The sequence below is a fragment of the Chryseobacterium sp. CP-77 genome, from assembly GCF_036362765.1.
Lineage (GTDB): Bacteria > Bacteroidota > Bacteroidia > Flavobacteriales > Weeksellaceae > Chryseobacterium > Chryseobacterium cupriresistens.
The window spans coordinates 3790791-3814340 of record NZ_CP143637.1 but is presented as its reverse complement, the minus strand read 5'-3'; the positions used below and the strand labels follow the sequence as shown (position 1 = coordinate 3814340).

General features: G+C 36.3%; 23 protein-coding genes. 17 read left to right on the top strand and 6 right to left on the bottom strand.

Annotated features, from left to right (window positions below):
- Window positions 1-60: 60 nt before the first annotated feature.
- On the top strand, window positions 61-1053 hold the full coding sequence (locus V0410_RS17015) for an aspartate-semialdehyde dehydrogenase (protein ID WP_110008407.1): 993 nt from the start codon (window positions 61-63) through the stop codon (window positions 1051-1053).
- A 58-nt stretch (window positions 1054-1111) separates the two neighbouring features.
- Window positions 1112-2119, top strand: a complete 1008-nt coding sequence (locus V0410_RS17010; RefSeq protein ID WP_330744989.1) for a cation diffusion facilitator family transporter — start codon at window positions 1112-1114, stop codon at window positions 2117-2119.
- Between the two features lie 8 nt (window positions 2120-2127).
- On the opposite strand, the gene V0410_RS17005 is transcribed toward V0410_RS17010, so the two are convergent.
- The gene (locus V0410_RS17005) at window positions 2128-2574 is read right to left on the bottom strand and encodes an exosortase F system-associated membrane protein (protein ID WP_202841741.1); all 447 of its coding nucleotides are present in this window, start codon (window positions 2572-2574) and stop codon (window positions 2128-2130) included.
- Complete coding sequence (xrtF, locus tag V0410_RS17000; protein WP_330744988.1) at window positions 2561-3091, bottom strand: exosortase family protein XrtF; 531 nt, start codon at window positions 3089-3091, stop codon at window positions 2561-2563. The genes V0410_RS17005 and xrtF overlap by 14 nt, the downstream gene beginning before the upstream one ends.
- Window positions 3092-3318: 227 nt before the next feature.
- Here xrtF and V0410_RS16995 point away from each other — a divergent pair, with 227 nt between their 5' ends.
- The 7 genes from V0410_RS16995 (at window position 3319) to V0410_RS16965 (ending at window position 8590) form a co-directional block, all read left to right on the top strand.
- A complete protein-coding gene (locus tag V0410_RS16995; protein WP_330744987.1) occupies window positions 3319-4338 on the top strand; it encodes an aminoglycoside phosphotransferase family protein in 1020 nt (339 codons plus the stop codon).
- 106 nt (window positions 4339-4444) lie between these two features.
- Window positions 4445-4852, top strand: coding sequence for a RapZ C-terminal domain-containing protein (locus V0410_RS16990; RefSeq protein ID WP_330744986.1), 408 nt, complete (start codon window positions 4445-4447; stop codon window positions 4850-4852).
- 92 nt (window positions 4853-4944) lie between these two features.
- Window positions 4945-5658, top strand: coding sequence for a nucleotidyltransferase family protein (locus V0410_RS16985; protein WP_330744985.1), 714 nt, complete (start codon window positions 4945-4947; stop codon window positions 5656-5658).
- 8 nt (window positions 5659-5666) lie between these two features.
- Entirely contained in the window at window positions 5667-6419 is a 753-nt protein-coding gene (locus V0410_RS16980) for a TIGR00730 family Rossman fold protein (RefSeq protein WP_110008400.1), read from the top strand.
- Between the two features lie 58 nt (window positions 6420-6477).
- Window positions 6478-6948, top strand: a complete 471-nt coding sequence (locus V0410_RS16975) for a DUF6702 family protein (protein WP_227941116.1) — start codon at window positions 6478-6480, stop codon at window positions 6946-6948.
- Between the two features lie 276 nt (window positions 6949-7224).
- Window positions 7225-7776 carry an inclusion body family protein gene (locus V0410_RS16970; RefSeq protein ID WP_110008398.1) on the top strand — a complete coding sequence of 184 codons (552 nt, stop codon included), beginning with the start codon at window positions 7225-7227 and terminating at the stop codon, window positions 7774-7776.
- 352 nt (window positions 7777-8128) lie between these two features.
- The gene (locus tag V0410_RS16965; protein ID WP_330744984.1) at window positions 8129-8590 is read left to right on the top strand and encodes a hypothetical protein; all 462 of its coding nucleotides are present in this window, start codon (window positions 8129-8131) and stop codon (window positions 8588-8590) included.
- A gap of 115 nt (window positions 8591-8705) precedes the next feature.
- Here the strand turns inward: V0410_RS16965 and V0410_RS16960 are convergent, their stop codons facing one another.
- Window positions 8706-10112, bottom strand: coding sequence for a DUF5689 domain-containing protein (locus V0410_RS16960; RefSeq protein ID WP_330744983.1), 1407 nt, complete (start codon window positions 10110-10112; stop codon window positions 8706-8708).
- Between the two features lie 26 nt (window positions 10113-10138).
- Entirely contained in the window at window positions 10139-13015 is a 2877-nt protein-coding gene (locus V0410_RS16955; protein WP_330744982.1) for a carboxypeptidase-like regulatory domain-containing protein, read from the bottom strand.
- Window positions 13016-13262: 247 nt separating this feature from the next.
- On the opposite strand from V0410_RS16955, the gene V0410_RS16950 reads away from it, so the two are divergent.
- The 4 genes from V0410_RS16950 to V0410_RS16935 all read left to right on the top strand — a co-directional run bounded on the left by V0410_RS16950 (window position 13263) and on the right by V0410_RS16935 (window position 16263).
- The gene (locus tag V0410_RS16950) at window positions 13263-14453 is read left to right on the top strand and encodes an endonuclease/exonuclease/phosphatase family protein (RefSeq protein ID WP_110008396.1); all 1191 of its coding nucleotides are present in this window, start codon (window positions 13263-13265) and stop codon (window positions 14451-14453) included.
- Window positions 14454-14504: 51 nt separating this feature from the next.
- Window positions 14505-14924 carry a DUF6146 family protein gene (locus tag V0410_RS16945; RefSeq protein ID WP_330744981.1) on the top strand — a complete coding sequence of 140 codons (420 nt, stop codon included), beginning with the start codon at window positions 14505-14507 and terminating at the stop codon, window positions 14922-14924.
- Window positions 14925-15174: 250 nt separating this feature from the next.
- Window positions 15175-15438, top strand: coding sequence for a hypothetical protein (locus V0410_RS16940; RefSeq protein WP_330744980.1), 264 nt, complete (start codon window positions 15175-15177; stop codon window positions 15436-15438).
- 57 nt (window positions 15439-15495) lie between these two features.
- Window positions 15496-16263 carry a GLPGLI family protein gene (locus V0410_RS16935; protein ID WP_330744979.1) on the top strand — a complete coding sequence of 256 codons (768 nt, stop codon included), beginning with the start codon at window positions 15496-15498 and terminating at the stop codon, window positions 16261-16263.
- 133 nt (window positions 16264-16396) lie between these two features.
- Here V0410_RS16935 and V0410_RS16930 read toward each other — a convergent pair whose 3' ends face one another.
- Window positions 16397-16993: a superoxide dismutase gene (locus V0410_RS16930; protein WP_330744978.1), complete on the bottom strand. Its 597-nt coding sequence runs from the start codon at window positions 16991-16993 to the stop codon at window positions 16397-16399.
- 280 nt (window positions 16994-17273) lie between these two features.
- On the opposite strand from V0410_RS16930, the gene V0410_RS16925 reads away from it, so the two are divergent.
- Window positions 17274-18023, top strand: a complete 750-nt coding sequence (locus tag V0410_RS16925) for a 4-hydroxy-tetrahydrodipicolinate reductase (protein WP_330744977.1) — start codon at window positions 17274-17276, stop codon at window positions 18021-18023.
- Window positions 18024-18051: 28 nt separating this feature from the next.
- Here the strand turns inward: V0410_RS16925 and rho are convergent, their stop codons facing one another.
- Window positions 18052-19881, bottom strand: coding sequence for a transcription termination factor Rho (rho, locus tag V0410_RS16920; protein WP_110008390.1), 1830 nt, complete (start codon window positions 19879-19881; stop codon window positions 18052-18054).
- Between the two features lie 144 nt (window positions 19882-20025).
- Between rho and V0410_RS16915 the strand changes: the two genes are divergently transcribed.
- The 3 genes from V0410_RS16915 to V0410_RS16905 all read left to right on the top strand — a co-directional run bounded on the left by V0410_RS16915 (window position 20026) and on the right by V0410_RS16905 (window position 23550).
- On the top strand, window positions 20026-20415 hold the full coding sequence (locus V0410_RS16915; protein ID WP_330744976.1) for a DUF4293 family protein: 390 nt from the start codon (window positions 20026-20028) through the stop codon (window positions 20413-20415).
- A 143-nt stretch (window positions 20416-20558) separates the two neighbouring features.
- Window positions 20559-21479, top strand: a complete 921-nt coding sequence (locus V0410_RS16910) for a M28 family peptidase (RefSeq protein ID WP_330744975.1) — start codon at window positions 20559-20561, stop codon at window positions 21477-21479.
- Between the two features lie 232 nt (window positions 21480-21711).
- Entirely contained in the window at window positions 21712-23550 is a 1839-nt protein-coding gene (locus tag V0410_RS16905; RefSeq protein WP_131437222.1) for an ABC transporter ATP-binding protein, read from the top strand.

The following is a 23550-nucleotide window of genomic DNA, read 5'->3' as shown; positions in this document are numbered from 1 at the left end:
AAAAAAATTATATGCGTTATAATTTATAAATAGTTTAATCTTAAATTTTTAATTAAATCAATGAAAGTAGCTGTAGTAGGTTCAACAGGAATGGTTGGACAAGTTATGCTTAAAGTTTTGGAGGAGAGAAACTTCCCTGTAACAGAATTAATCCCGGTAGCATCCGAAAGATCTGTAGGCAAGAAGGTGAAGTATAAACAGAAGGAATTTACCATCGTAAGCATGAAGGACGCTATAGCTGCCAAACCGGATATTGCTATCTTCTCTGCAGGTGGATCTACTTCGCTTGAATTCGCTCCTCTGTTTGCAGAAGCAGGAACAACAGTAATTGATAATTCTTCTGCCTGGAGAATGGATCCTGACAAAAAATTAGTCGTTCCTGAAATCAATGCTGATGTTTTAACAAAAGAAGATAAAATCATTGCAAATCCGAATTGTTCTACCATTCAGTTGGTCATGGTTCTTGGGCCATTGAACAAAAAATATGATTTAAAAAGAGTGATTGTTTCTACTTACCAGTCTGTAACAGGAACAGGTAAAGCTGCTGTAGACCAGTTAAACGGTGAAATCAGCGGAGATGAATCTACTGAAAAAGTATATCCTTATCAGATCTTCAAAAATGCATTACCACACTGTGATGTATTTGCTGATGATGATTACACAAAAGAAGAGATCAAACTGATGAAGGAGCCTAAGAAGATTTTAGGAGACGATACCTTTAATTTAACAGCAACTGCTGTAAGAGTTCCGGTTCAGGGAGGACATTCTGAAAGTGTAAACATTGAATTCGAAAATGAATTCGAACTGGATGAAGTAAGAAAAATCTTATCTGAAACTCCTGGTGTCATTGTAATGGATGATGTGAAAAACAACCACTACCCGATGCCGTTATATTCAGAAGGAAAAGACGAAGTTTTCGTTGGAAGAATCAGAAGGGATTTGTCTCAGCCTAAAACGCTCAACCTCTGGATCGTTGCAGACAATCTGAGGAAAGGAGCAGCAACCAACGCTGTACAAATCGCAGAATACCTTGTAGCAAACAACTTAGTATAAACTAACAAAATTAAAAAGAGTCTCAGAATTGAGATTCTTTTTTTTATCAAACACAATTATGAACACCCAGAAAAATGCCCATAAAGAGAAAATAGGATTTCAGAAGCTCATCGCCACATTCGGAATCATCCTTTTTGTCGGAAAAATTATTGCATGGAAGCTAACCAATTCTGATGCTGTGTTTTCTGATGCTATGGAAAGTATCGTCAATGTCATCAGTGCATTCATGGGGCTCTATTCTCTCCATCTTGCAGCCAAACCTAAAGATGATGACCATCCGTATGGCCATGGAAAAGTAGAATTCGTAACTTCCGGTATTGAAGGAGCTTTGATTGCCATAGCCGGTGTTATGATCATCTATGAAGGTGTTCACAGTCTTATTGTAGGGAAAACGCTGAGCAAAATTGATCTTGGGATCTGGATTATTGCTGCCACCGCGGTTGTGAATTATCTTCTGGGATATATTTCCATAAAAAAAGGAGAAAGAGAAAATTCTCTGGTTCTTATTTCATCCGGTAAACATCTTCAGTCCGATACCATTACAACTCTAGGAGTAGTTGCCAGTTTAATTATTGTGTACTTCACCAGAATCTATTGGCTGGATTCCGCAGTAGCATTAAGTTTTGGGCTTTACATCATATTTGTAGGCTATAAAATCGTTCGAAAATCTCTGAGTGGTATTATGGATGAGCAGGATCCTGAAATATTAAATCAGGTGATTAAAATCCTTGAAGAAAACAGACAAACAGAATGGATTGATGTGCACAATATGAAAATCCAGCAATTCGGTTCCTCCTTACATATTGATGCGCATATTACCCTGCCATGGTATTATGACCTTCGTGATGCTCATGATGAAATGGAAAAAGTCATTATTCTCCTTGCCAAAAACATTAAACGTACGATTGAATTCAATTTTCATATGGATGACTGTAAACCAATTTCATGCCCGGTATGCCAGATCAAGGACTGCCCTGTCCGCGAAAAAGATTTCGTCAAACGTGTAGAATGGACTCCGGAAAATGTAACGAGTGTGGATAAACACACAATTATTGAGGAAGAATAAAATTCAGATTAGCTTTTCCTGCTTTCTTTACTGATCATCTGTTTTCTGTAATAAAACATCGGAACAATCAGCAGTATAATTAATGGCTGAATCACGAATCTCCTCATATAAAAGGAAAAAAGATATCCTATTTCAAATTTACTATGAATGCAATACAGATAAATCGGTAATGTAATGACAAAGACGACAATCATCATCACTGCTCCCTGTATTGTCCAGTCTTTATTTCTGAATAAACCGTAAATAATCAGACAGGAAAAAAAAAGATTTAAAATAAATCTGAAAACATGACCAGCAATCAGTCTTCCCCATTCGAAGGCAGGGAATTCAATATGTTTATTGGCTTCGTGAAAGTAGTCTAAAAAAGGGTCATAAAAAAGAGTTCCTTCCAAAGCTCTTACTCCTATCAATCCGCATACGCCTGCGATCACCAGAAACCAGCTAAGAATTTTCATGTTTTAAGGCAAAAAATTTAATCCAGATCAGCCAAAGGACAACTACACTTCCATACATAATAGCAGGAAAAATAAAATCGTGAAACATCTTTCCATATTCCTTATGGTCGGACATCACGATATTTAACCCTACTATTCTCAAAAGGTTTATCATGTATAATAACACTAGTCCTGCTCCCACAAAAACAAAAGTTTTCATTCCCTTATAAAAGGCAAAAACAAAAGATACAAATAAAATGATGACAGAAACGGCATTGCACCCTTCCACCATTCTTGTCACATAATTCTGTTTAACATAAAACCAAACCTGCTCGTTCTTTACATCGTCATAAAGTTCTGTAGGATAACCTATCGCGTTCTGCAGAGAAGTTACCTGACTGGCAATCATTCTTGAAAAAGAATCCAATCCGGAGTCTTTCCCACTATTCAGATAAAACTGATAGGCAAAAAGCAACACCAGGTAGATAACAATAAAACGCAATAAAATACCTAAAACAGGTTTAAAGTCTTTCAGCATACTACAAAGATAAAAATTAGCCTGTAATATCCTGAATTTGAATAAAGAAAGTTAAAAACCAAAAGTAAAAAACAACCGATCTGGCCTATAAGGCTTAAAATTTTTCATAAAAACATTCAATAAAATCAAAATTCTACACCACCATTCTCATGCTCTTCCACCTTCTTAATCACTTCTTTACACTATAATTTCCAACTCACGTTAATTTAGTATATTTGTTCCATATTATGACTTCTGAAAACGCAAAACGATTTTTTGAAAACCATGTAGGTAAAAAATCTTCCGAATTCGGCACATTAGCTCAAAGCGGCTCCGCGAGGGTCAATTTTCTGGCCGCTGCCGGTACCGAGAAATACATTATCACGTACAATGAAAATATCCCGGAAAATGAAAGTTTTCTTTACTATTCCCAGATATTCTCAGATCTGAGCCTTAATACTCCTTCCATCCTTGCTGTTTCAGAGGACAGAAAGATGTATATCCAGGAATTTTTGGGGCAGCAAACTCTTTCTGAGGTAATTGCAAAAGATCACTTGTCTCCCACTGTACAATCTTTGGTTAAGCAGACCTTAGAAAAGCTTTACCAACTGCAGATGCAGACCCAGGGTAAAATCGACTTTTCCAGAACCTTTGAATATGAAAGCTATGATGAGCTTCCTGTGATTCATGATTTGTATTACTTTAAAAATTTTGTCGCCGATTTTCTGGAGCTTGAATACAACAAGTCGACTCTCCTTAAAGAGTTCAAAAAAATTGCTGTACTTATTGAAAATCTTGACCCTAAAGGAATTATGATCCGCGATTTTCAGGCAAGAAATATCATGGTGAATGAAAGAAATGAGGTCTCTTTCATCGATTACCAATCGGCAATGAAAGGACCATTAATGTATGATGTCATCTCTTTTCTTTTTCAGGCTAAAGCTAATTTCCCGGACGATTTCAAACAGGAAATGCTGGAATATTATATTGAGCAGTTTGAAGATACTGAAACAAAGGTTCAGTTAAGAAATGCAGTGATGCCTATTCAAATGATGCGATTTCTGCAAGTCTTGGGAGCCTACGGATTCCGGGGGATGATACAGAGGAAACAGCATTTCATGGCCAGTCTGGAGCAAGGAATTCAGAATATTACTCAATTTGCAGACTCATGGCAACAGATGAACAATTACCCGGAACTGCAGAAAGTAATTCAGCAACTGACCTCAGAGAAGGCAAAGCAAAAAATTGAGGAAATAATAAATAAGTAAGTCTTCGGCTCCGCTCAGACTGACAGATCGAAATATCTGAGCAGATACAAAGCAATTTTAAGATAACTAAATAAACCTTAATGGTTTAAAAAAGATAAAAAAGAATATGCTACACATCGAGATACACAGTTTTTCATACAAAAAAGGAGGAATCCCTAAAGACAACTCAGGAAATGGCGGAGGGTTCGCTTTCGACTGCCGCGGAATTTTAAATCCGGGAAGAGTTGAAGAATATAAAATCCAGACCGGAAATGACATAGGAGTTCAGGAATATCTGGAAACAAAAACGGAAATGCCAAAGTTTTTAGAACTGGTAAAATCTCTCGTTTCCATCAATATTGATAATTATTTGGAAAGAGGCTTTGAACATCTGCAGATTAATTTCGGATGTACAGGCGGACAGCACAGATCGGTATATTGTGCTATAAAAATTGCAGAATTTATCAAAGAAAAATATCCTGAAGGTACTGAGGTCACCCTTCAACACGATGAACAACCGCAACTGAATAAATAAACGATAAGTGATCATTGATAAATGATTTAATTTCATTTATTGATGATACAAAGTATTATCATTCATCAATTACCATTTATCAATTATAAAAAATGAAAGCTCTAATTTTCGCAGCAGGGAAAGGTACCAGATTGAAACCTTTTACAGATCACCATCCGAAAGCTTTGGCAAAAGTGAATGAAGTTCCACTTCTCGAAAGAAATATTAATTACCTTAAAAGCTTCGGAATAAAGGATTTTGTTATCAACATTCATCATTTCGGAGAACAGATTGTTGATTTCCTGAAGAAAAACAATAATTTCGGATGCAGGATTGAAATCTCTGATGAGACCAGCGAACTGCTGGAAACAGGTGGCGGCTTGATATTTGCAAGAAAATTTCTTGATCACGGAGAAGATTTTTTAATCATGAATGCTGATATTCTCACCGACCTGAATATCAATGCACTGGTAGAATACCACAAAAAGATAAAAGATTTTGCTACTTTAGCGGTTTCGGACAGAGAAAGTTCGAGAAAACTCCTTTTCAATGATGATATGGTTTTGAGAGGCTGGCTCAATGTGCAAACCGGAGAGCAAAGACTGGCTGAATTCAATAAAGGTTTTAAGGCCCTTGCTTTCAGCGGAATTCATTGTATTAATCCTGTCATCTTTGAAAAAATAAAAAGAACAGGCAAATTCTCTGTTATGGAAGAATATCTGGATCTGATGCAAACCGAGCACATACATGGTTTTGTACATGACAGTATTCTTATTGACGTTGGAAGACCATCATCCGTAATAGAAGCCGAAAAACACTTTAAATAAATTTTGCAATGGAAATTGATGAAACCAGAGATGAAAGCTTAATAAATCCGGAACTTGATATTAACGAAACAAAACTACATAACAGTTTCAGACAGAAAACCTGGGATGAAACAATCACCAAGGACAGCTGGATGGTCTTTAAGGTCATGGCTGAATTTGTAGACGGCTATGAAAAACTGGCTAAAATCGGTCCATGTGTTTCTATATTTGGTTCTGCCCGACTGAAGCCGGAGAACAAATATTATGAAATGGCTGTAGATATTGCTGAAAAGATTACCAAGCTAGGTTTCGGAATTATTACCGGAGGCGGCCCGGGGATCATGGAAGCGGGGAATAAAGGGGCTTTTAATGCTAAAGGAAAATCCATAGGCCTTAATATTGATCTGCCTTTTGAACAGCATTTCAACCCTTATATCAATAAATCTTATTCCATGAATTTTGATTACTTTTTCGTGAGAAAAGTAATGTTTGTAAAATACTCTCAGGGATTCGTAGTAATGCCTGGAGGATTCGGAACGCTGGATGAACTCACGGAAGCGATGACTCTGATTCAGACCAATAAAATTGGAAAATTTCCAATCGTTTTAGTAGGAAGCGAATTCTGGGGAGGATTACTGGATTGGTTTAAGGCAACTCTGTTAAAAGAAGGAATGATTGCCGAAGATGATCTTGAACTTTATCGTGTGGTAGATACTGCTGATGAGGCTGTAGCACATATTAAAGCATTTTATGACAAGTATTCTGTGAATGTAAATTTTTAATTGGCATATTATTTGTGACTTATAACGAACAACTATGATTGTAAATCTATTAATTAAGATGAAAAAACTTTTATATATATCAGGAATTTTAACATTTTTTGTGTTAATGAGTTTTATGTATGTAGACTTTTTCTCTTCAATGACCAAAGTGGACTATATTGATGGAAGCAAGACATTGAAGTTTACCACAAAAATGAATACAAGCCATATCTCTGACGCTATTAAAATCAACCCTAATACGGCAGGATTTGAAGCAGAGGTAAAAAAATATGTGAACAATAATTTTGATGTATTTGTCAATGGCTCTCCTAAAACGATTACCTTCACAGGAAGTCAGGTCAGCGGAGAAACTGTATGGGTATATTTTGAAACCGGAGGTGTTTCGGATATCAATACCTTAAAGATTAAAAATACGATCCTTTTAAGCGCTTTTCCTAAGCAGATCAACATTGTCAACATTGCCTATAAAGGCAGCCAGAAAACAATGAATTTTCAGAGAGGAAAAGAAGTGAACGAGGTTTCTTTTTAAACGAAAATTAGATTTAACCATTATAAAATGGGTACCCTGGAAAGTCAAATTTTTCAGGGTATTTTTTTGGGCTGATAAAAAATCACTACAAAGAGATTAATTAAGTACAAATACCTAATCATAAATTTCAGCATTTTCACTCTACTATTTTCATTTTCAGCAGTATACATTTGTATTGTAATTACATCCAAGAAGGTGAAGCCGGATTCACTTAAATAACGGGGCGGAATCTGAAAAGCCATACGAGTAAGAAACACCAGACAAAAACTAAATATCATGGAAGATATAGAACTAAAATCATCCAGTCAGGAAATTGATGTCCTGATCGTTATTGACACAGATTATGTAAGATCTACTTATCCAAATCCAAGTAAGGATCCTAATAATCCTACAGGAATTGATCATAACAGTCAGCATATGATCGTTTCAAATGCCAACGCTATTTCCGGACAGGGCACAGCTGATCTGAACTTCAGTGCGAGAGCCGGAGATATAGTTTCTTTCAGAGGAACATCAATCTATCAAAATTCTGATGATGCTGTGATCATCTACAATATTAAATACTGGTCCGGTGATCAGGTTTTTAACAGCTTTATGTACAATTCTGTTGAAAGAAGACAGGCTGCGGTACCTAATTTAAATTCTCAAAACGGTCTTCCTGCCGCCAGCGCTGATATTACTTTTGCGAGTATCGACTCTAAAGTAAAAGCTACAGGAACAGAGAATTTCTATGTACAGTTTGGACTTTATATTTTAGATCCGAATGACAGTAACAAACAGATTCTGTACGGTTACTTTTACTGGGATCCAACGATTACGGTTAAATAAAAGAAAATAAAAGACCACTGCATCTAGATAAACTGCGGTGGTTTTTGCTTTTTAATATCTCAAAATCCCGTAGACCATAAAATTATTGCAAGATATAGTTCACTAATATTAAAATCAACCTTAATGTGGAAAAATTTCAAGAGGCAAAATATATGACCGATAATTTTAATGTATTTGTTAATGAAACTCCTAAAATGATTACCTTCACAGCAACTATAAGCAAAGTTCCTACAGCGTAGCAATCGCAAATATTGTTATTAATACTGGAAATATTATATGAAACGTTTGTACAAACTATTGCTAAACGACGCAGGAAATATTGTTAATCAGGAAGTAAAATAATTTTTATTAAATGAAGAGAGAGAATAAGGTTTTAATAATAATAATAATAATCTGTGGCATAGGTTGGATCATCTATTTTTTAAAGTATAAGGCTATAAGCCCGCCAACCGCAATAATACTTAAAAATGCCAAATATACTGTAGGAGAAATTACTTCCGTTTATTATGGAGACAGAGCACGTAAAAAGGGAAATGATTTTACTTTTAGTTATGAGGAAGGAGTTATTAGAAATGCTCATCAAGACGGAGAATTTATTTATGGGCGAAAATATCTCGTTGTTTATGACTCTATGAACATCAGAAATGGATATCTGATATTAGACAAGTTTGATATTACTGATTCTTTAAATAAATATCACATCTATAAAAATTATGATCATTATAATGTTGGATGGCCATTGTCTGAAATACCGTTTAAATGGGATAAGAGTGACATTGATCAGGAAGTAAAGATGCATCTGAGAAGTGAATAAAACTATAGTTTTGATAAAACCAATCTCCAAAACATAAAAAAGGCTGTTTTCAATTGTGAAAACAACCTTTTTATTTAGGACTAATCAGTCGTCTTTAATAAAAAATACCAATGTATTATTCAATTTTGATATTATCAATCTGAAGATCATACACTCCACCATTCCCGGTTTTGATAGCAAACATATCTTTTCCGGCTGTAGTGTTAATATCTGCAATTCCTGTAAGGGTAAGCTCAACTAATCTCCACTGTCCATTTGTATTGATAGAACCGTTGTAAGAGTTAGCACTTTCTACTCCTAAAGTAGCACCAGTAGAGAATGTTCCTAAGTTGAATACATAGAAGCCTCCACCTGCTTTATATACGTTGAAAGAAAGACTTTTCCCTGTTGCAGTACCTTTGATATACATTGTAATTCTTTTTGGTACAGCTGGTATTCCTGTTGCAGCAACAGATGTAAATACATAATCGTTAGCTGTAGGAGTACCTTTGATCTGAAGTGAATTTGTACCATTGTATCCCAGGCCTAGGCCTTGTGTAGCATAAGGCTTAAGTCCGAAATTGTTTACACTTGATAAGAAAGTTGTCCAGCTTTCAAAATCTGAACCTGCGAAAAGGTTTACAGCAGAAGCAGAAGGAGCATCTGGTTCACCAGGATTGAATCTTGGATTAGAGAAATTAATATCATCAAGAGTTCTGATATAAGCCTGATCTGTGAAAATAGTTGCGTTACTTGAACTTGTAAAACGGCTCAGAAGAAGAACGATATCACCACTTTTTTCATATTTAGGAGAGATGGGAGATTTCGCAAAAGTTGCATAGTTGCTGAAACGAAGGTCTAATCTACCCGCTTTTTTATCAGTAATATAACGATCTCCTGTCCCTGATTCATCCGCAAAAGTTTTTGTCAGTTCAGGCTCTTCAAACTGAACATTTTTAATTTTCACAAGCTGATTGATGTGAGCACCATTCTTCAAAGCATCAGCGATAGAATTAAATTCTAATGGCTTTATTGCGGTTACTACAGCCTTTTGTCCGTCACAAACTCTTGCCATGTAATTGGATAGTTTATTAGGATTAATTCTACCGATAGAATAATTAGGATCAAAAGAACCTACTTTAATGTTGCCATTAACTCCCTGAACGATCAATCCTTTCAGGTTGATTCTTACTAAAGATCCGGTAGGATAATCAAGATACTGATTTCCGCCATCGATGTCAATTTCAATCCCTTGCGTCGGATTTTCAGGCTTATCCTGAAGGAACATCATTTTATAGATATTTCCTGATTCATCACTTGAAGAGACATATGCTTCAACAATATAATCTTCTTTAATGATATCAGCTTCAGTTGGTTTTGCTTTTGCAATAGTAGCAAGATCTGTTAACGGGTGATTAGCTGCTGCAAATTTGTTGGTACATTTGATTTCCGGCACCTCATAATCATCAGTTTTTACACAAGATGAGAAGGACAGCATTGAAATAGCACTGAAAATCGCCGCTTTAAAATATATATTTTTCATTGTTTTCGATTTTTAATTTTAGTTTTTTAGAATCTGAATTGAAGATTAACAAAATAAGATCTACCCTGATTATACCAATACTTTGGAGCGAATACCATATTTCCGCTGTCGTAATCATTCGCATAATCAATATAGTTAACGTTTCTGGTCTGCTCAAATCCTCCTGTAATATAATTTCTGTTATTAAGGATATTATTGACAGATGCAGACACCAGCACATAATACTTACCAATCAGCCATGACTTCCCTGCATTAACATTGAAGAAGAATGCCGAAGGAAGCTTTGTAGGCGTAAGAACTCTTGCAAGTTCTTCATCAGTTACCTGATCATAAGGAACTCCAGGTGTGTTAGGATTGGTATAGAATCTTGCGGTTCTGGTTACCGGAGATGGGTCTAAGAATGAATGCCCGAAATAATTCCATGTTGCTCCTACCCACCAGTATTGAGGACTGCTGTAACGAAGACCTAAAGTATATGCCTCCTGAGGAGTTCCGCCCTGTCTGTAATTTTTAAGCGTTGCTTCCCCCATATTGGTATAAGACCTTGATACGATATTTCCGTTCCCGTCAAGCTCTCTGAACGTTCCAACAGCATCAGATGCAAAATAAACGGTAGGATTATTAGTATACGTGTATTGTCCTAAGCTTAATAAACCACTTGCCGTTAAAGTAGGCGTCACTTTTACCTGTGCACCAAGTTCAATCCCCATGTTTCTCTTATTGGCTCCTGCCAGTACCTGCGTAATGAAAGCACCATCCTGAACCGGAGCCTGATCACCACTCTCCGTAAGGTTTGTCAGTTTAACTCCCTGTGCGAAATATCTTTGTACACTTGTTTCGTTCTGGGTGTTAACAAGATAACCGGTCAATCTAAGTTTAACAATCGGAGTAGAGATTACATAGCTCAGGTCGTTGGCATCAACAACAACATTTTTGATACCAGGAGTGGTAACACCACTTACTCTTGTATTAAAGTAAATATCATTCAGGAAAGGAGACTGCGAGAAGTAAGCTCCGTTATACACCAGGAAGTTTCTTCCATTGATTTTATAGGTAACCTGACCTTTAACGCCTGCATTCCAGAAATTCTGATCTGCACCTTTACCATAAGAAGACTCATACAGATAGTGTTGGAACAGTCCTTCTCTGCTGTTTGTAGTGTAACCGAATAATCCCGAGATGAAAACATCAAATTTTCCTGTGGAGAATTTGAAAGCGGGGTTTATTTTGAATTCCTGTCTTCTGAAGATATAGCTGTACCCGATTTTATCACCCTCTCTTTTGGCAACATCAGTATCGCTTTCTCTTGTATTGAATTTTCCCCAAACACTTCCTGCCGTGGTGTTGGATGCAAATGGATCCATATTCAGGGCAAAATCAGCACCCAGAAGGTCATTTACTTCTCTGTACTGCTCAGATCTGTAATTCTGATAAGATAAATTTAAAATAAAACGGGAAGTATCGGTGAAGTTATAAGTATAGTGAGTAGATACATTCCATACTTTATCGTCTTTCACATCATCCACAAGATAGTAAGCGGCTCTTCTTCCGCCCAATAATGCATTGTATTCTACATTTCGGTTGGCATTATAAAGATTATCCCAGTTGATCTGTGTGTGTGACTGGTCATCATTGGTCCACCAGTCTCTTGTAATTCCGATATTGGCAGCCTGCTCAGGAGACGGATTTGTATAGTTTAACCAATAACTTGGTAGATTACGGTAATACGTTGGAGACGGGTTATTGGCTCTGTACCAGTCCAGTCTTGAACTATATTCTTTCCCAAATTGGTAAGAAACAGACGTCCATAGCTGAGAGTTTTTATTGATTTTCCAGAAATCCTGCAATTGAATCATCGGCTGGAAACCTCTTTTCACTCTTTCATTTCTTTTATCTCCGTTTTGCCATCCCCAATACGAGTTGTAATGAACACCTCTGAAGTCGTATACTTCCTGGGTACTTGGACTTGAAGAACTTCTTGCATATTTGGACCCAATGGCATTTAAAGTCATGGTATGACTATCACTGAATTTTTTTTCAATACCAAGATATCCACTGTATGCATCATAAGCAGTACCATCCTGGATCCCTTCCCGTGCCCATCTTCTGGCAATCATTCCGGTAAATGCCCATCCGTTCTTGTTCATTCCGGAAGAGAATCTGTAAGATAATCTGTTCCTGTAATTTCTGTTGGTCAGAGAGTACGTCAACTGACTTCCTTTTCTGTACTCACTGGCTTTTGTATTCTTATAAAATACTCCGGTAGTTCCTCCGAAAGCATATTCTGAAGGGGCATGATTAGCTGCAATTTCCGGGTAACGGGTAATTTCGTTCAATCCTCCCCAGGTGCTGAAATCTACATCTCCATTATCTGCAGCGGCCATAGAAACCCCATTGATCATATTCTCACCTGTTCTGCTGTCAATTCCTCTTGGACGAAACCAGTAGGGACCTAAATCAAAACTTGCCATTCTGTTGAAAACATCCTGAGATGACTGTAATAACCCTACGGTTGCAGTTTGCTGTGCACCGCCACCGTCACTTTCCCCGGAATCTTCTATGATAGCCAACCCCTGATCTGCACCATTTAATGCAGAATAAAGGGTAATTACTCCAAGATCTTTTCTTTTCTCATCACTGGTTACGTCAAATTCAAAAATTTTAGTTTCAAAATTGGCTTTTGTAACCATAATCTGATAATGTCCGGGCATCAAATCCGTAAATTGGAAATATCCGATTTTGTCTGCCTTTGCATCATTTCCTGCTCCTTTTAAATCTACACTTGCCTGCTCAACGGGTTTGCCTTCCGCATCCTTAAGATACGCAAACACTGTTGTCTGCGCATAATAATAGGACGCAGGCAGCAAGGTAAATAAAGAGATCAATGATAATTTTTTAATCATGAGTATATTTATTTTTTTAATACTTTTATTGTTAATTTTCAACAGTTTAAAAGTTGGGGGCACAAATTTAAACAAATTTTGCAATCCAGAACTTTTTTAACGTATTTTTTTCTTAACATTGCAATCTTTTAAGAATCATTATAAAAGAGAGATTCGAATTACTGCTTTTAAATTTACAAATATTTAAAACGCAGTGAGTTAAAAAAAAGTAAATTTGTAATTAATAGAATAATAAAACTCCAAAGAGATGAAGAGATTTTCGAGTCTGTTTGCCCTGTTTATTTCGATCGTGGCATTCTCCCAACAACAAGGAAAACTGAGAAAAGTAGCAACCGTAGGTTTCTTAAATGTAGAAAACCTTTGGGATACTATTCGTTCAGCAGATTATATAGACGGAACCAAGGATATTAAGAATCCGGCATTCCACAGAAGTATTCCTATGGATTCTATTAAATTTCTTGAAGCTGAAAAATATGACGGGCCATGGAGTGACGGGGCTTTAATTGGTAAAAAAGTAGTCAGAGAGCAAGGGGGCTCTGAAGAATTTACCCCAAAAAGCCCAAAGAATTACGGAAGTAAAATTTATAAGGCAAAACTGGCTAACGAAGCTAAGGTAATTTCTGAAATGGGAGCTCAGTATACCAAAACAGCTCCTGCAGTAGTAGGCTTAATTGAAGTTGAAAACAGGCAAGTGATCCAGGATCTTGTGAACGAACCTGCCCTAAAGAAATATGATTACGGAATTATACACTACAATTCTTATGACTACCGAGGAATCGACGTCGCACTGATCTATCAGAAAAGAAGATTCACGCCTACCAATTCATTAAAAAAAGAACTGGTTATTTACGGTGACAACGGAAGAAGAGAATATACAAGAGATATCCTTGTGGTAACAGGATTTTTAGATAATGAAAAAGTAGCATTTTTCATGAACCACTGGCCTTCAAGAAGAGGTGGTGAAGCCATTTCTCTACCTAAAAGAAATGCAGCTGCAGCCTTATTAAAACAACAAATGGACAGTGTAAGAGCTGCAGACCCAACGACGAAGCTTTTCGCAATGGGTGACTTTAATGATGACCCTGTAAGCCCAAGTTTAAAAAACCACCTGAAAGCTCAGGCAAATCCAAAAGACCTGAGCGAGGAAACACCTTATCTTAATCTGATGTATCCTTTATATAAGAAAGGAGTTGCTTCTCTGGCTTATCAGGACGCTCCTAACCTTTTTGACCAGATTATTGTTTCTAAAAATGTAATTTCAGATCAGGTGACTAAAGAATATTCTGTGTATAAAACAGAAATCTTTGCCCCGGCTTATCTCGTTAATAAAGAAGGAAATTATAAAGGATATCCTTTCAGATCCTGGAATGGAGACCAGTTCACAGGAGGCTACAGTGATCACTTCCCGGCATTTGTAGTTCTTCAGAAAGAACCATAAAAAATTTAGCCACTCTTATTGGAGTGCTTTTTTTATATAAATATTTGTGTCATGAAAAATATTATTTTATTAGTAATGATTGCATTGGTCCCTTTCAGCTGCTTTTCTCAGGAAACGCCGAAGAAAGATAAAGAGCACCATGAAATGAAGCCTTCTAAAAATGAAGACGGAGAATGGGACCTTACCGTTATCGATACCCAATTTGATTATTTTCTAAATGCTGTTGCCAAACCGATCAGCCAGTACTCAGAATCTTATCTCAAGACAAAAAATACTTTTTTGGTCAACGAATGGAACAGTTATTATAATTCCGGCAGATACAGAAATATTATAGAATCCGGAATCGATTATGATCCTAAGGAAAATTACGGAATCAAGTTTGAATACAAATTATACCAGGTTTTTGTCTATGTAAACTGGAAGTATAAGCTAAGATTGAATGGATTATCCGGAAGCGATGCAATAAGATAAATTTAAAACATCCTCAATAAAAAGGTTCAAAGTAATTTTGAACCTTTTTTATATAAATGCTGTTTAAATTCCATTGAAATACTCAATAGAAAGTCTTTCTTAATAGTATTTCGAATTTCCGTAGTAAAAATACAACCCTTTAATTTAACGATGCAAAAACAACTAGAAAACAGAGACTTAACATAAAAAAATAGTTCACGAAAAATTGATTTTATTTTATATTTTAGTAATGAATTTAAAAAAACTCATTATGAAAAAAATTATTTTATTAGCAGCTTTCGGAGTTGCTGGATTAGTAAATGCTAAAAGCACAGTAGCATCAAATCTTTATTCCAAGGTTACAGAAATCAAAGAAGAGGAAAAGGAAAACAAAGTAAAAGCATTTGGATGTATACAAGTTTTTGTTCAAACATCTTGCGGACTTAATTCATACACAACATGGTGTAGCGAATGGGGAACCGAGTGTTTAATGAGCGATGCAGAAGCCGTTGAACAAATTAACTGTCATCAGTAATCAAAAAAATAACTCAGATAGTAAATAAACTATCTGAGTTCTATAATTATGTAAAAAATGAAAAAATTATTACTACTATTTATTATTAGCATAACAACTTTCATTCAAGCACAAGAAGTGAAATCAAGTACCGTATTTTATTATAAGTACACGTTCATGCGTGATTCCTTAGATAAAGACCGGAAATTTGAAGAGACGATGGTACTACTTTCAGATGGTAAAGAATCTATCTATAAAAGCTTCTCAAAAATGCGTAGAGATTCAATCGTACAAAGCAACTTTGACAAAGGAAATTACACTATAAACTTTGCTTCCATGCCTCAAGCAAGGGTAAATCATGAGGTATTTTACAGTATAGACAAAAAAATAAAAGTACTTGATAAAATTGTCAATAAGTTTTACGGATATCCCGCCGAAACAATAAACTGGACAATAGAAAATGAGAAAAAGAAAATAGGTGAATTTAATTGTCAGAAAGCAGCTTGTATGCTCGACAACAGAAAGTTTACAGCTTGGTTTACTTCTGACATACCATCTCATGACGGACCATTTCGATTTAAAGGACTCCCAGGACTGATTGTTGAAGTGTATGATCTAAACCATTATTTTACATTTAGTTTGGTTGGTGTTAAGAAACAAAGTTTGAATATAACCTTACCAAAAAACTTTATTGAAACAACAAAAGCAAATTTCATTAAAGAAAGAAACGATTTTTACGCTGATCCTGCTGGAAAAGCTAAAATGTATATGGGGAATAGTGTTCAATTAGCAGACCCAAAGGTTATTAACGAAAAATTTAAAAAAGACAATCTATTCATAGATTAAAAGACAAAGGAGACTGTCTAAAAGCACCTTTCTCTCAGACTCTTGTGTGACAAATTTTGTCATTTAAGAAATTCTCAGAGTGTTGGTCTACCTTTTGAGACAGTCTCCTTTTAATTTTTATAATAGCTGAAAATTATTTATTGAATAATTCCTCTACTTTATCCCAGTTTACTACATCAAAGAACGCAGAAACATAGTCAGGTCTTCTGTTTTGGTAGTTTAAATAATAAGCATGCTCCCAAACGTCTAATCCTAAAACAGGAGTTCCTTTAACGTCTGCTACAGGCATTAACGGGTTGTCCTGGTTGGGTGTAGAAGAAACAGATACGGAACCGTCAGCATTTTTTACCAACCAAGCCCATCCTGAACCGAATCTTGTTTTAGCAGCGTCAGAAAAATCAGTTTTGAATTTATCAAAACCTCCGTAGTTTTCAATAGCCGCTTTTACATTTCCTACAGGCTCTTTGCTTCCTCCGGGAGTTAAAATTTCCCAGAATAAAGAGTGGTTGAAGTGACCTCCTCCATTATTTCTTACAGCTGGCTTGTCAGTCCCTGTCTGGCAGATTTCTTCAATAGTTTTTCCTGCTAAATCAGTTCCTTCAATTGCTTTATTTAAATTGTCAATATATGCCTGGTGGTGTTTTGTATGGTGGATCTCCATAGTTCTTGCATCGATCGTTGGCTCTAATGCATCGTATGCATATCCTAGTTTTGGTAATTCAAATGACATAATCTTTATTTTTAATGTTATAATTCAAAATTAGCCAATATTTAAGGGATTATCAAGGATTCTGGATTACTTTAATAAATCTTTAACATTGATATATTGATTTAGAATGAATTAAATTGTAATCAATTTTAATCTCATCAAAAAAAGCTCTTCATTGTGAAGCCTTATATCCTATTCAAAGCATCGTTTATTTTCAATTTCGTAACTTCCACAATACGAAGTAAATTTTTATACAAAAACACTTCTATCGCTGAATATTTAACCTTATATACTTATTATTATGAAAATTGGACTTTTTGGATTCGGAAAAGCAGGAAAAGCTGTAGCCTCAGTTATTCTTCAAAACAAAGATCATTCTCTGCAATGGATCTACAGAAAATCAAGCAGATCATCTGCCAGAGATGCCGCAGATTTTCTTGGGGTGGAAAGTGATGATCCCGGTCATTTTTATTCAGAGAAAAAAATGAGTGTGGAAGAATTACTGGAAGAGCATCCCGTAGATGCCATTATCGACTTTTCATCACAAGATGGAATTTATACTTACGGAGAATCTGCCGCACAAAAGAAAGTAAGAATCATATCCGCCATTTCACATTATTCAGATAAGGAAGTGCGTTTCCTGAATAAACTGGCTCAGAAAGCCACTATATTCTGGTCACCTAATATTACTTTGGGTATTAATTATCTGCTTTATGCCGCTCAGTTCTTAAAAAAGATTGCTCCTTCTGTAGATATTGAAATAGTGGAAGAGCATTTTAAAGATAAACAGGGAATTTCAGGAACAGCTATCCGTATAGCAGATGTTCTGGATTTGAAAGATGAAAAGATAAATACGATCCGAGCCGGGGGAATTGTAGGAAAACATGAGGTTATTTTCGGTTTTCCATTCCAGACGGTAAGGCTTATTCACGAGTCTATTTCAAGAGATGCCTTTGGTAACGGAGCTTTATTTGCTGCCGAACATCTGATCAATAAAAAACCAGGCTTCTATAAATTTGAGGATTTATTACATCCTTATTTCAAAGTATAGAAGCCCGGCCTATTAACAATTTAACTTATTATTTATTCATAGACATCAGGAATTCTTCATTATTAAGAGTTCCTTTGATGTTTTTATCTACAAATTCCATCGCTTCTACAGGGTTCATCTCAGAAAGATACTTTCTAAGGATCCACATTCTCTGCGAAGTTACTTCATCAAGAAGAAGATCATCTCTACGGGTACTTGATGCGACAAGATCAATAGCAGGATAAATTCTTCTGTTGGCAATTTTTCTGTCCAGCTGAAGTTCCATGTTACCTGTACCTTTGAATTCTTCAAAGATTACTTCATCCATCTTGGATCCTGTATCAATCAATGCTGTTGCAATAATTGTCAGAGATCCTCCTCCTTCAATTTTTCTTGCAGCTCCGAAGAATCTTTTCGGCTTGTGAAGTGCATTGGCATCTACCCCACCGGAAAGTACTTTTCCAGATGCAGGGGTTACCGTGTTATATGCTCTTGCCAATCTGGTGATAGAATCCAGCAAGATGACTACATCATGTCCGCATTCAACCATTCTTTGTGCCTTCGCAAGAACAAGGTTAGCTACTTTTACATGTTTTTCAGCAGCTTCGTCAAATGTAGAAGCAATTACTTCTGCATTCACACTTCTTTCCATGTCAGTAACCTCCTCCGGACGTTCATCGATCAGAAGAACCATCATGTATACTTCCGGGTGGTTGGCTGCAATAGAATTAGCAATATCTTTAAGCAACATTGTCTTACCGGTTTTAGGCTGTGCAACGATCATTGCTCTCTGTCCCTTTCCGATAGGTGCAAATAAATCTACAATTCTTGTGGATACCGTAGAACCGCTTCCAGCAAGGTTGAATTTTTCTTCAGGGAAAAGCGGGGTAAGATATTCAAAAGCAACACGGTCTTTGATAAATGCAAGATCACGTCCGTTAACTTCTGTAGGTCTTAATAATGAAAAGTATTTCTCACCTTCTTTCGGAAGTCTTACAATTCCTTTTACCGTATCTCCGGTTTTTAAACCAAAATTTCTGATCTGAGCGGTAGAAACATACACATCATCAGGAGAAGAGATATAGCTGAAATCTGAAGAACGTAAAAATCCGTAGTTATCCGGTAAAATTTCCAAAACCCCTTCAATGCTTACCAATCCATCGAAATTAAATTCTTTTTTATGGTCATTCTGCTCCTCTGCCTTTTCAGAATGTCTGTTTTGATTCTGATTTTGGTTTTGGTGCTGCTGATGTTGCTGGTTTTGGTTTTTATGTTGGTTTCCACCGTTCTGTGGATGGTTGTGTCCTTTTTGAGGTCTGTTAGCCTGTGGTTGTTGAGGATTGTTAGGCTTTTCTTCAGCCTGAACAGGCTCTTGGGATTCTGTGTTTTTTGGAGTTTCAACTCTTTCCTGAGATACTTCTGCATTAGCTGCATTGGTAGAAACTCTTTTTCTTTTCTTTTTTGCCTGAGCGCTTGCTGCGGTTTCTTCTGTTACCGTGGCTGCTGCGGTTTCCACTTTGGGTTCTTCCGGTTTAATTTCTTCAGGAGCAGCTACCTTTTCTTCTACTATTTCCTCTGTTTTAGGTTCTACCGGAGCTTTTGCATTTGCTTTTGGCTTGGCTGCTGTTTTTTTAGGGGCAGCTTTTTTTGCCGGGGCTTTGGCAGGTTTTTCTGCTGGAGCCTCTTCAGTATTTATACTGGCGGTTTCGGTGGCGTTGAAATAATCTTTTGCGACTTTAGGGTTAGAAGCCTGAAAGTCAAGAATAGCAAAGATCTTGTCATTTTCATTGCTGTTTCTTGCAACTTTAACGCCCAAATCTTTTAAGATTTTAGTCAGTTCCGTTACGGATTTTGACCTTAACGTTTCTATGTTAAACATATTTAATGTAAAAATGTAATTAATTGTGAGTAAGAAAAGTAAGTCCGGTGACTTTTGTTTTCAAGTACATTGTATAATGCAAATCTACACTTATTTTTGAATTGTGCAAAATTTATATTATTTTTGCCAAGAATTTAATATTCAATGCTACAGAGAATACAAACCATATGGACCTTATTAGCAGTTTTAGCTGCAGTTTTCCTTTTTATAACAGGACAGGATGTTGTCATTTCAGACAGTATTCCTTTACTTAATATAGGCTGTATCGTACTTGTTATTACCGGAGCATTAAGTATTTTCAGTTTCAAAAACAGAAAAAGACAAATTTTGCTGAATACCATCAGCATCATTATAAACGCTTTGTTGATTGGTGTATTGGCGTACTGGTTACTAAACTTATCCGGAGGAATTCAAATTCCTGAGAAGGGTATTGAGCCGATTTTCCCATTGATTGCGGTAATCTGTCTGCTGATAGCAAACATTTACATCCGTAAAGATGAGAGGCTCGTAAAATCTGTAGACAGACTTCGATAGCCTTACAACGATTTTTTGAGTGAGAACAGCTTCTTTTAAGGAGCTGTTTTTTTTATTGGTTATCCATTGTTAAATTAAATTATGTAAATTCATTGCAACTTTTTGATTAAAAAAACGACAGATTATATAATTTAATAAAGACAATGAAAAAGCTTACGTATCTTACTTTATCACTATTCTCCATATTCACCTTCGCTCAGGAAATTTCCAAAGAAAGAGTAAAGACGGTTCTTTCCACTCTCGCTTCCGATGAAATGAAAGGCCGTGAAATCGGAACACAGGAAAATGAAAATGCAGCCAATTACATCGCTACACTTTTCAAAGAAAATAATCTGGAATACTGTACCGGAAAATCTTATCTGGTACCTTTTGACTACAACGGAAAGACCGTATACAATGTTTGCGGAATCAAAAAAGGAAAATCCGATCAGTATCTGGGCTTCTCAGGACATTTTGACCATATCGGAACCAGTGATAAAAGCGGAGACAATATTTATAACGGAGCAGATGATGATGCCAGCGGAATTACGACTCTGGTAGGTATCGCCGATTATTTAAAAAACAAAAAACCGGAATTCTCTATGGTGTTCATGGCATTCAATGGAGAAGAGAAGGGAATGCTGGGTTCAAGAGCAATTTCCACTGATAAGAATCTGGATCACATTTATAATAAAATGACAGCTCTTTTTAATTTCGAAATGGTTGCTACGGAATCTCAATGGGGAAAAAATACATTATATATGACGGGAGACGGATTCTCTGACCTTGATGAACTTTTCAATCAAAATGCAGTAAACGGATTAAAAATCAATGCTGATCCCTATGCAAAACAGCAGCTGTTTTACCGTTCAGATAATGTAAGCTTTGTCAAAAAGAAAATCATTGCCCATTCATTTTCTACTGTTGATATGACGAAAGCCTCTCATTATCACCACGAAAATGATGATGTCAATATTGTAGATTTTGATAATATGACGCAGATCATCAATAATTTGGGAAAAACACTGGATAAACTGAGTCCTAAAAATTTTGCGCCTAAATATAATGACCAGGTGAAGTTCTAAGAAAACAATCATATAAAACCGCTGTTTAAGCGGTTTTTTTTCATTAAACAAGACAGCATTCTTATGTACTGTTCCAAATCTCGTTCAGGCTTATCTGTTAAAAAATACCTTTCAAGAATGCTAAGTTGTAACAAAAAGACATTTTTTGAAACTTATCCGGTAAAGTAAAACAGGATTAAGAACGTCTTATCTTTTAATTTTACGTAATTTTGCTATCCAATTTTTTAATTGAATGAACGAATATAAAAAAATCTTAAAGTTCGCGAGGCCGCATCAAAAATATATCTACGGAAGTTTATTTTTCAATATCCTGTATTCTGTATTTCAGATTGCTTCCCTGGGGACTATTCTACCGGTTTTAGGAATGCTTTTTGGCACTATAAAACCTGAAAAATATGAGAAAGCACCAGTATATTCCGGTGATATTGTTGATTTTTTCTCTTATGTAAAAGAATATTCCAATTATTATGTACAGACACTGGTGAGCAATTACGGGGCACTTACTGTTCTTGCCTGGCTGTGTATCATTACTGCATTTATGTTCTTTTTAAGAAACGCATTCCGTTATTTCGGCTCTTTATTACTGATCAATTACCGTGTGGGAGTAACCAAAGACCTGCGTGGAGCGATGTACAGAAAAATACTTTCCCTTCCTGTTTCATTCTTTACAGAGAGCAGAAAAGGAGATATGATGTCCCGTATGTCCAATGACGTAGGAGAAGTGGAAGGAAATATTTTAGGAAGCTTGATTGAACTGATTAATGCGCCTTTTATGCTGATCAGTACATTGGTTACCTTATTTTTCCTGAGCCCGGAAATGACTCTTTTCTCACTATTGGTTCTTCCTGTGATGGGAACAATGATTGCATTGATCGGAAAAAGCCTTAAAAAAGACTCACACGAAGCACAAAGCGAACTGGGAACCATCTTCTCTATTGTGGATGAAACATTGAAATCTTCAAAGGTTATTAAAATATTCAATGGGGAGAAAATCATGAATAACAGATTCATGCATTCTATGAACAAATGGATCTCAAGTTCTATTAATTTGGGTAAGAAGAAAGAATTAGCATCTCCAATGAGCGAATTCTTAGGTTCTATTACTTTCCTGATTATTGCCTGGTATGGCGGGAAACAAATTATTGTTGAGCAAAGCATTTCTCCGGCAGACTTCCTTGTATTTTTAGGTATGTTCTTCCAGATTCTTCCTCCTGCAAAAAGTTTATCGACTTCTATTTCCAATGTACAGAAAGGAGAAGCTTCCCTGAAAAGAGTATTGGAAATCCTTGAAGCGGATGTGAAAATTGAAGAAATTGCAGAACCTGTTTCTATTACAACGCTTCAGAACAATATTGAATTCAAGGACATTGGATTCTATTATGACAAAGCGAATCTTATTCTTAAAAACTTCAATTTAACCATTCCTAAGGGAAAAACGGTTGCTCTTGTCGGACAAAGTGGAAGTGGTAAAACAACGATTGCTAATCTTTTAGCAAGATTTTATGATGTTTCGGAAGGAGAAATTCTGATTGACGGGACAAACATTAAACATTTAAAATTACAGGAATACCGCCAGCTGCTGGGAATGGTAACACAGGAATCCGTATTATTCAACGATTCTGTATATAACAATATCCTGATGGGTAAACCTGATGCCACCAAAGAAGAGGTAATTGCAGCTGCTAAAATTGCCAATGCAGATTCTTTTATTTCCAATCTTTCCGAAGGATATGATACCAATATCGGTGATGATGGAAACAAGCTTTCCGGGGGCCAGAAACAAAGGGTTTCTATCGCCAGAGCGGTATTGAAGAACCCACCGATCATGATTCTTGATGAAGCAACCTCTGCCCTGGATACAGAATCTGAAAGATTCGTACAGGATGCGCTGGAGAAAATGATGGAAAACAGAACTTCTTTAGTGATTGCCCACCGCCTTTCGACCATTCAGAAAGCAGACTGGATTGTAGTAATGGAAAAAGGTGATATCGTGGAACAGGGAACCCACCACGACCTGATTGCAAAAAGAGGAATGTATCATAAACTTGTCGAACTTCAAAATTTCGACTAA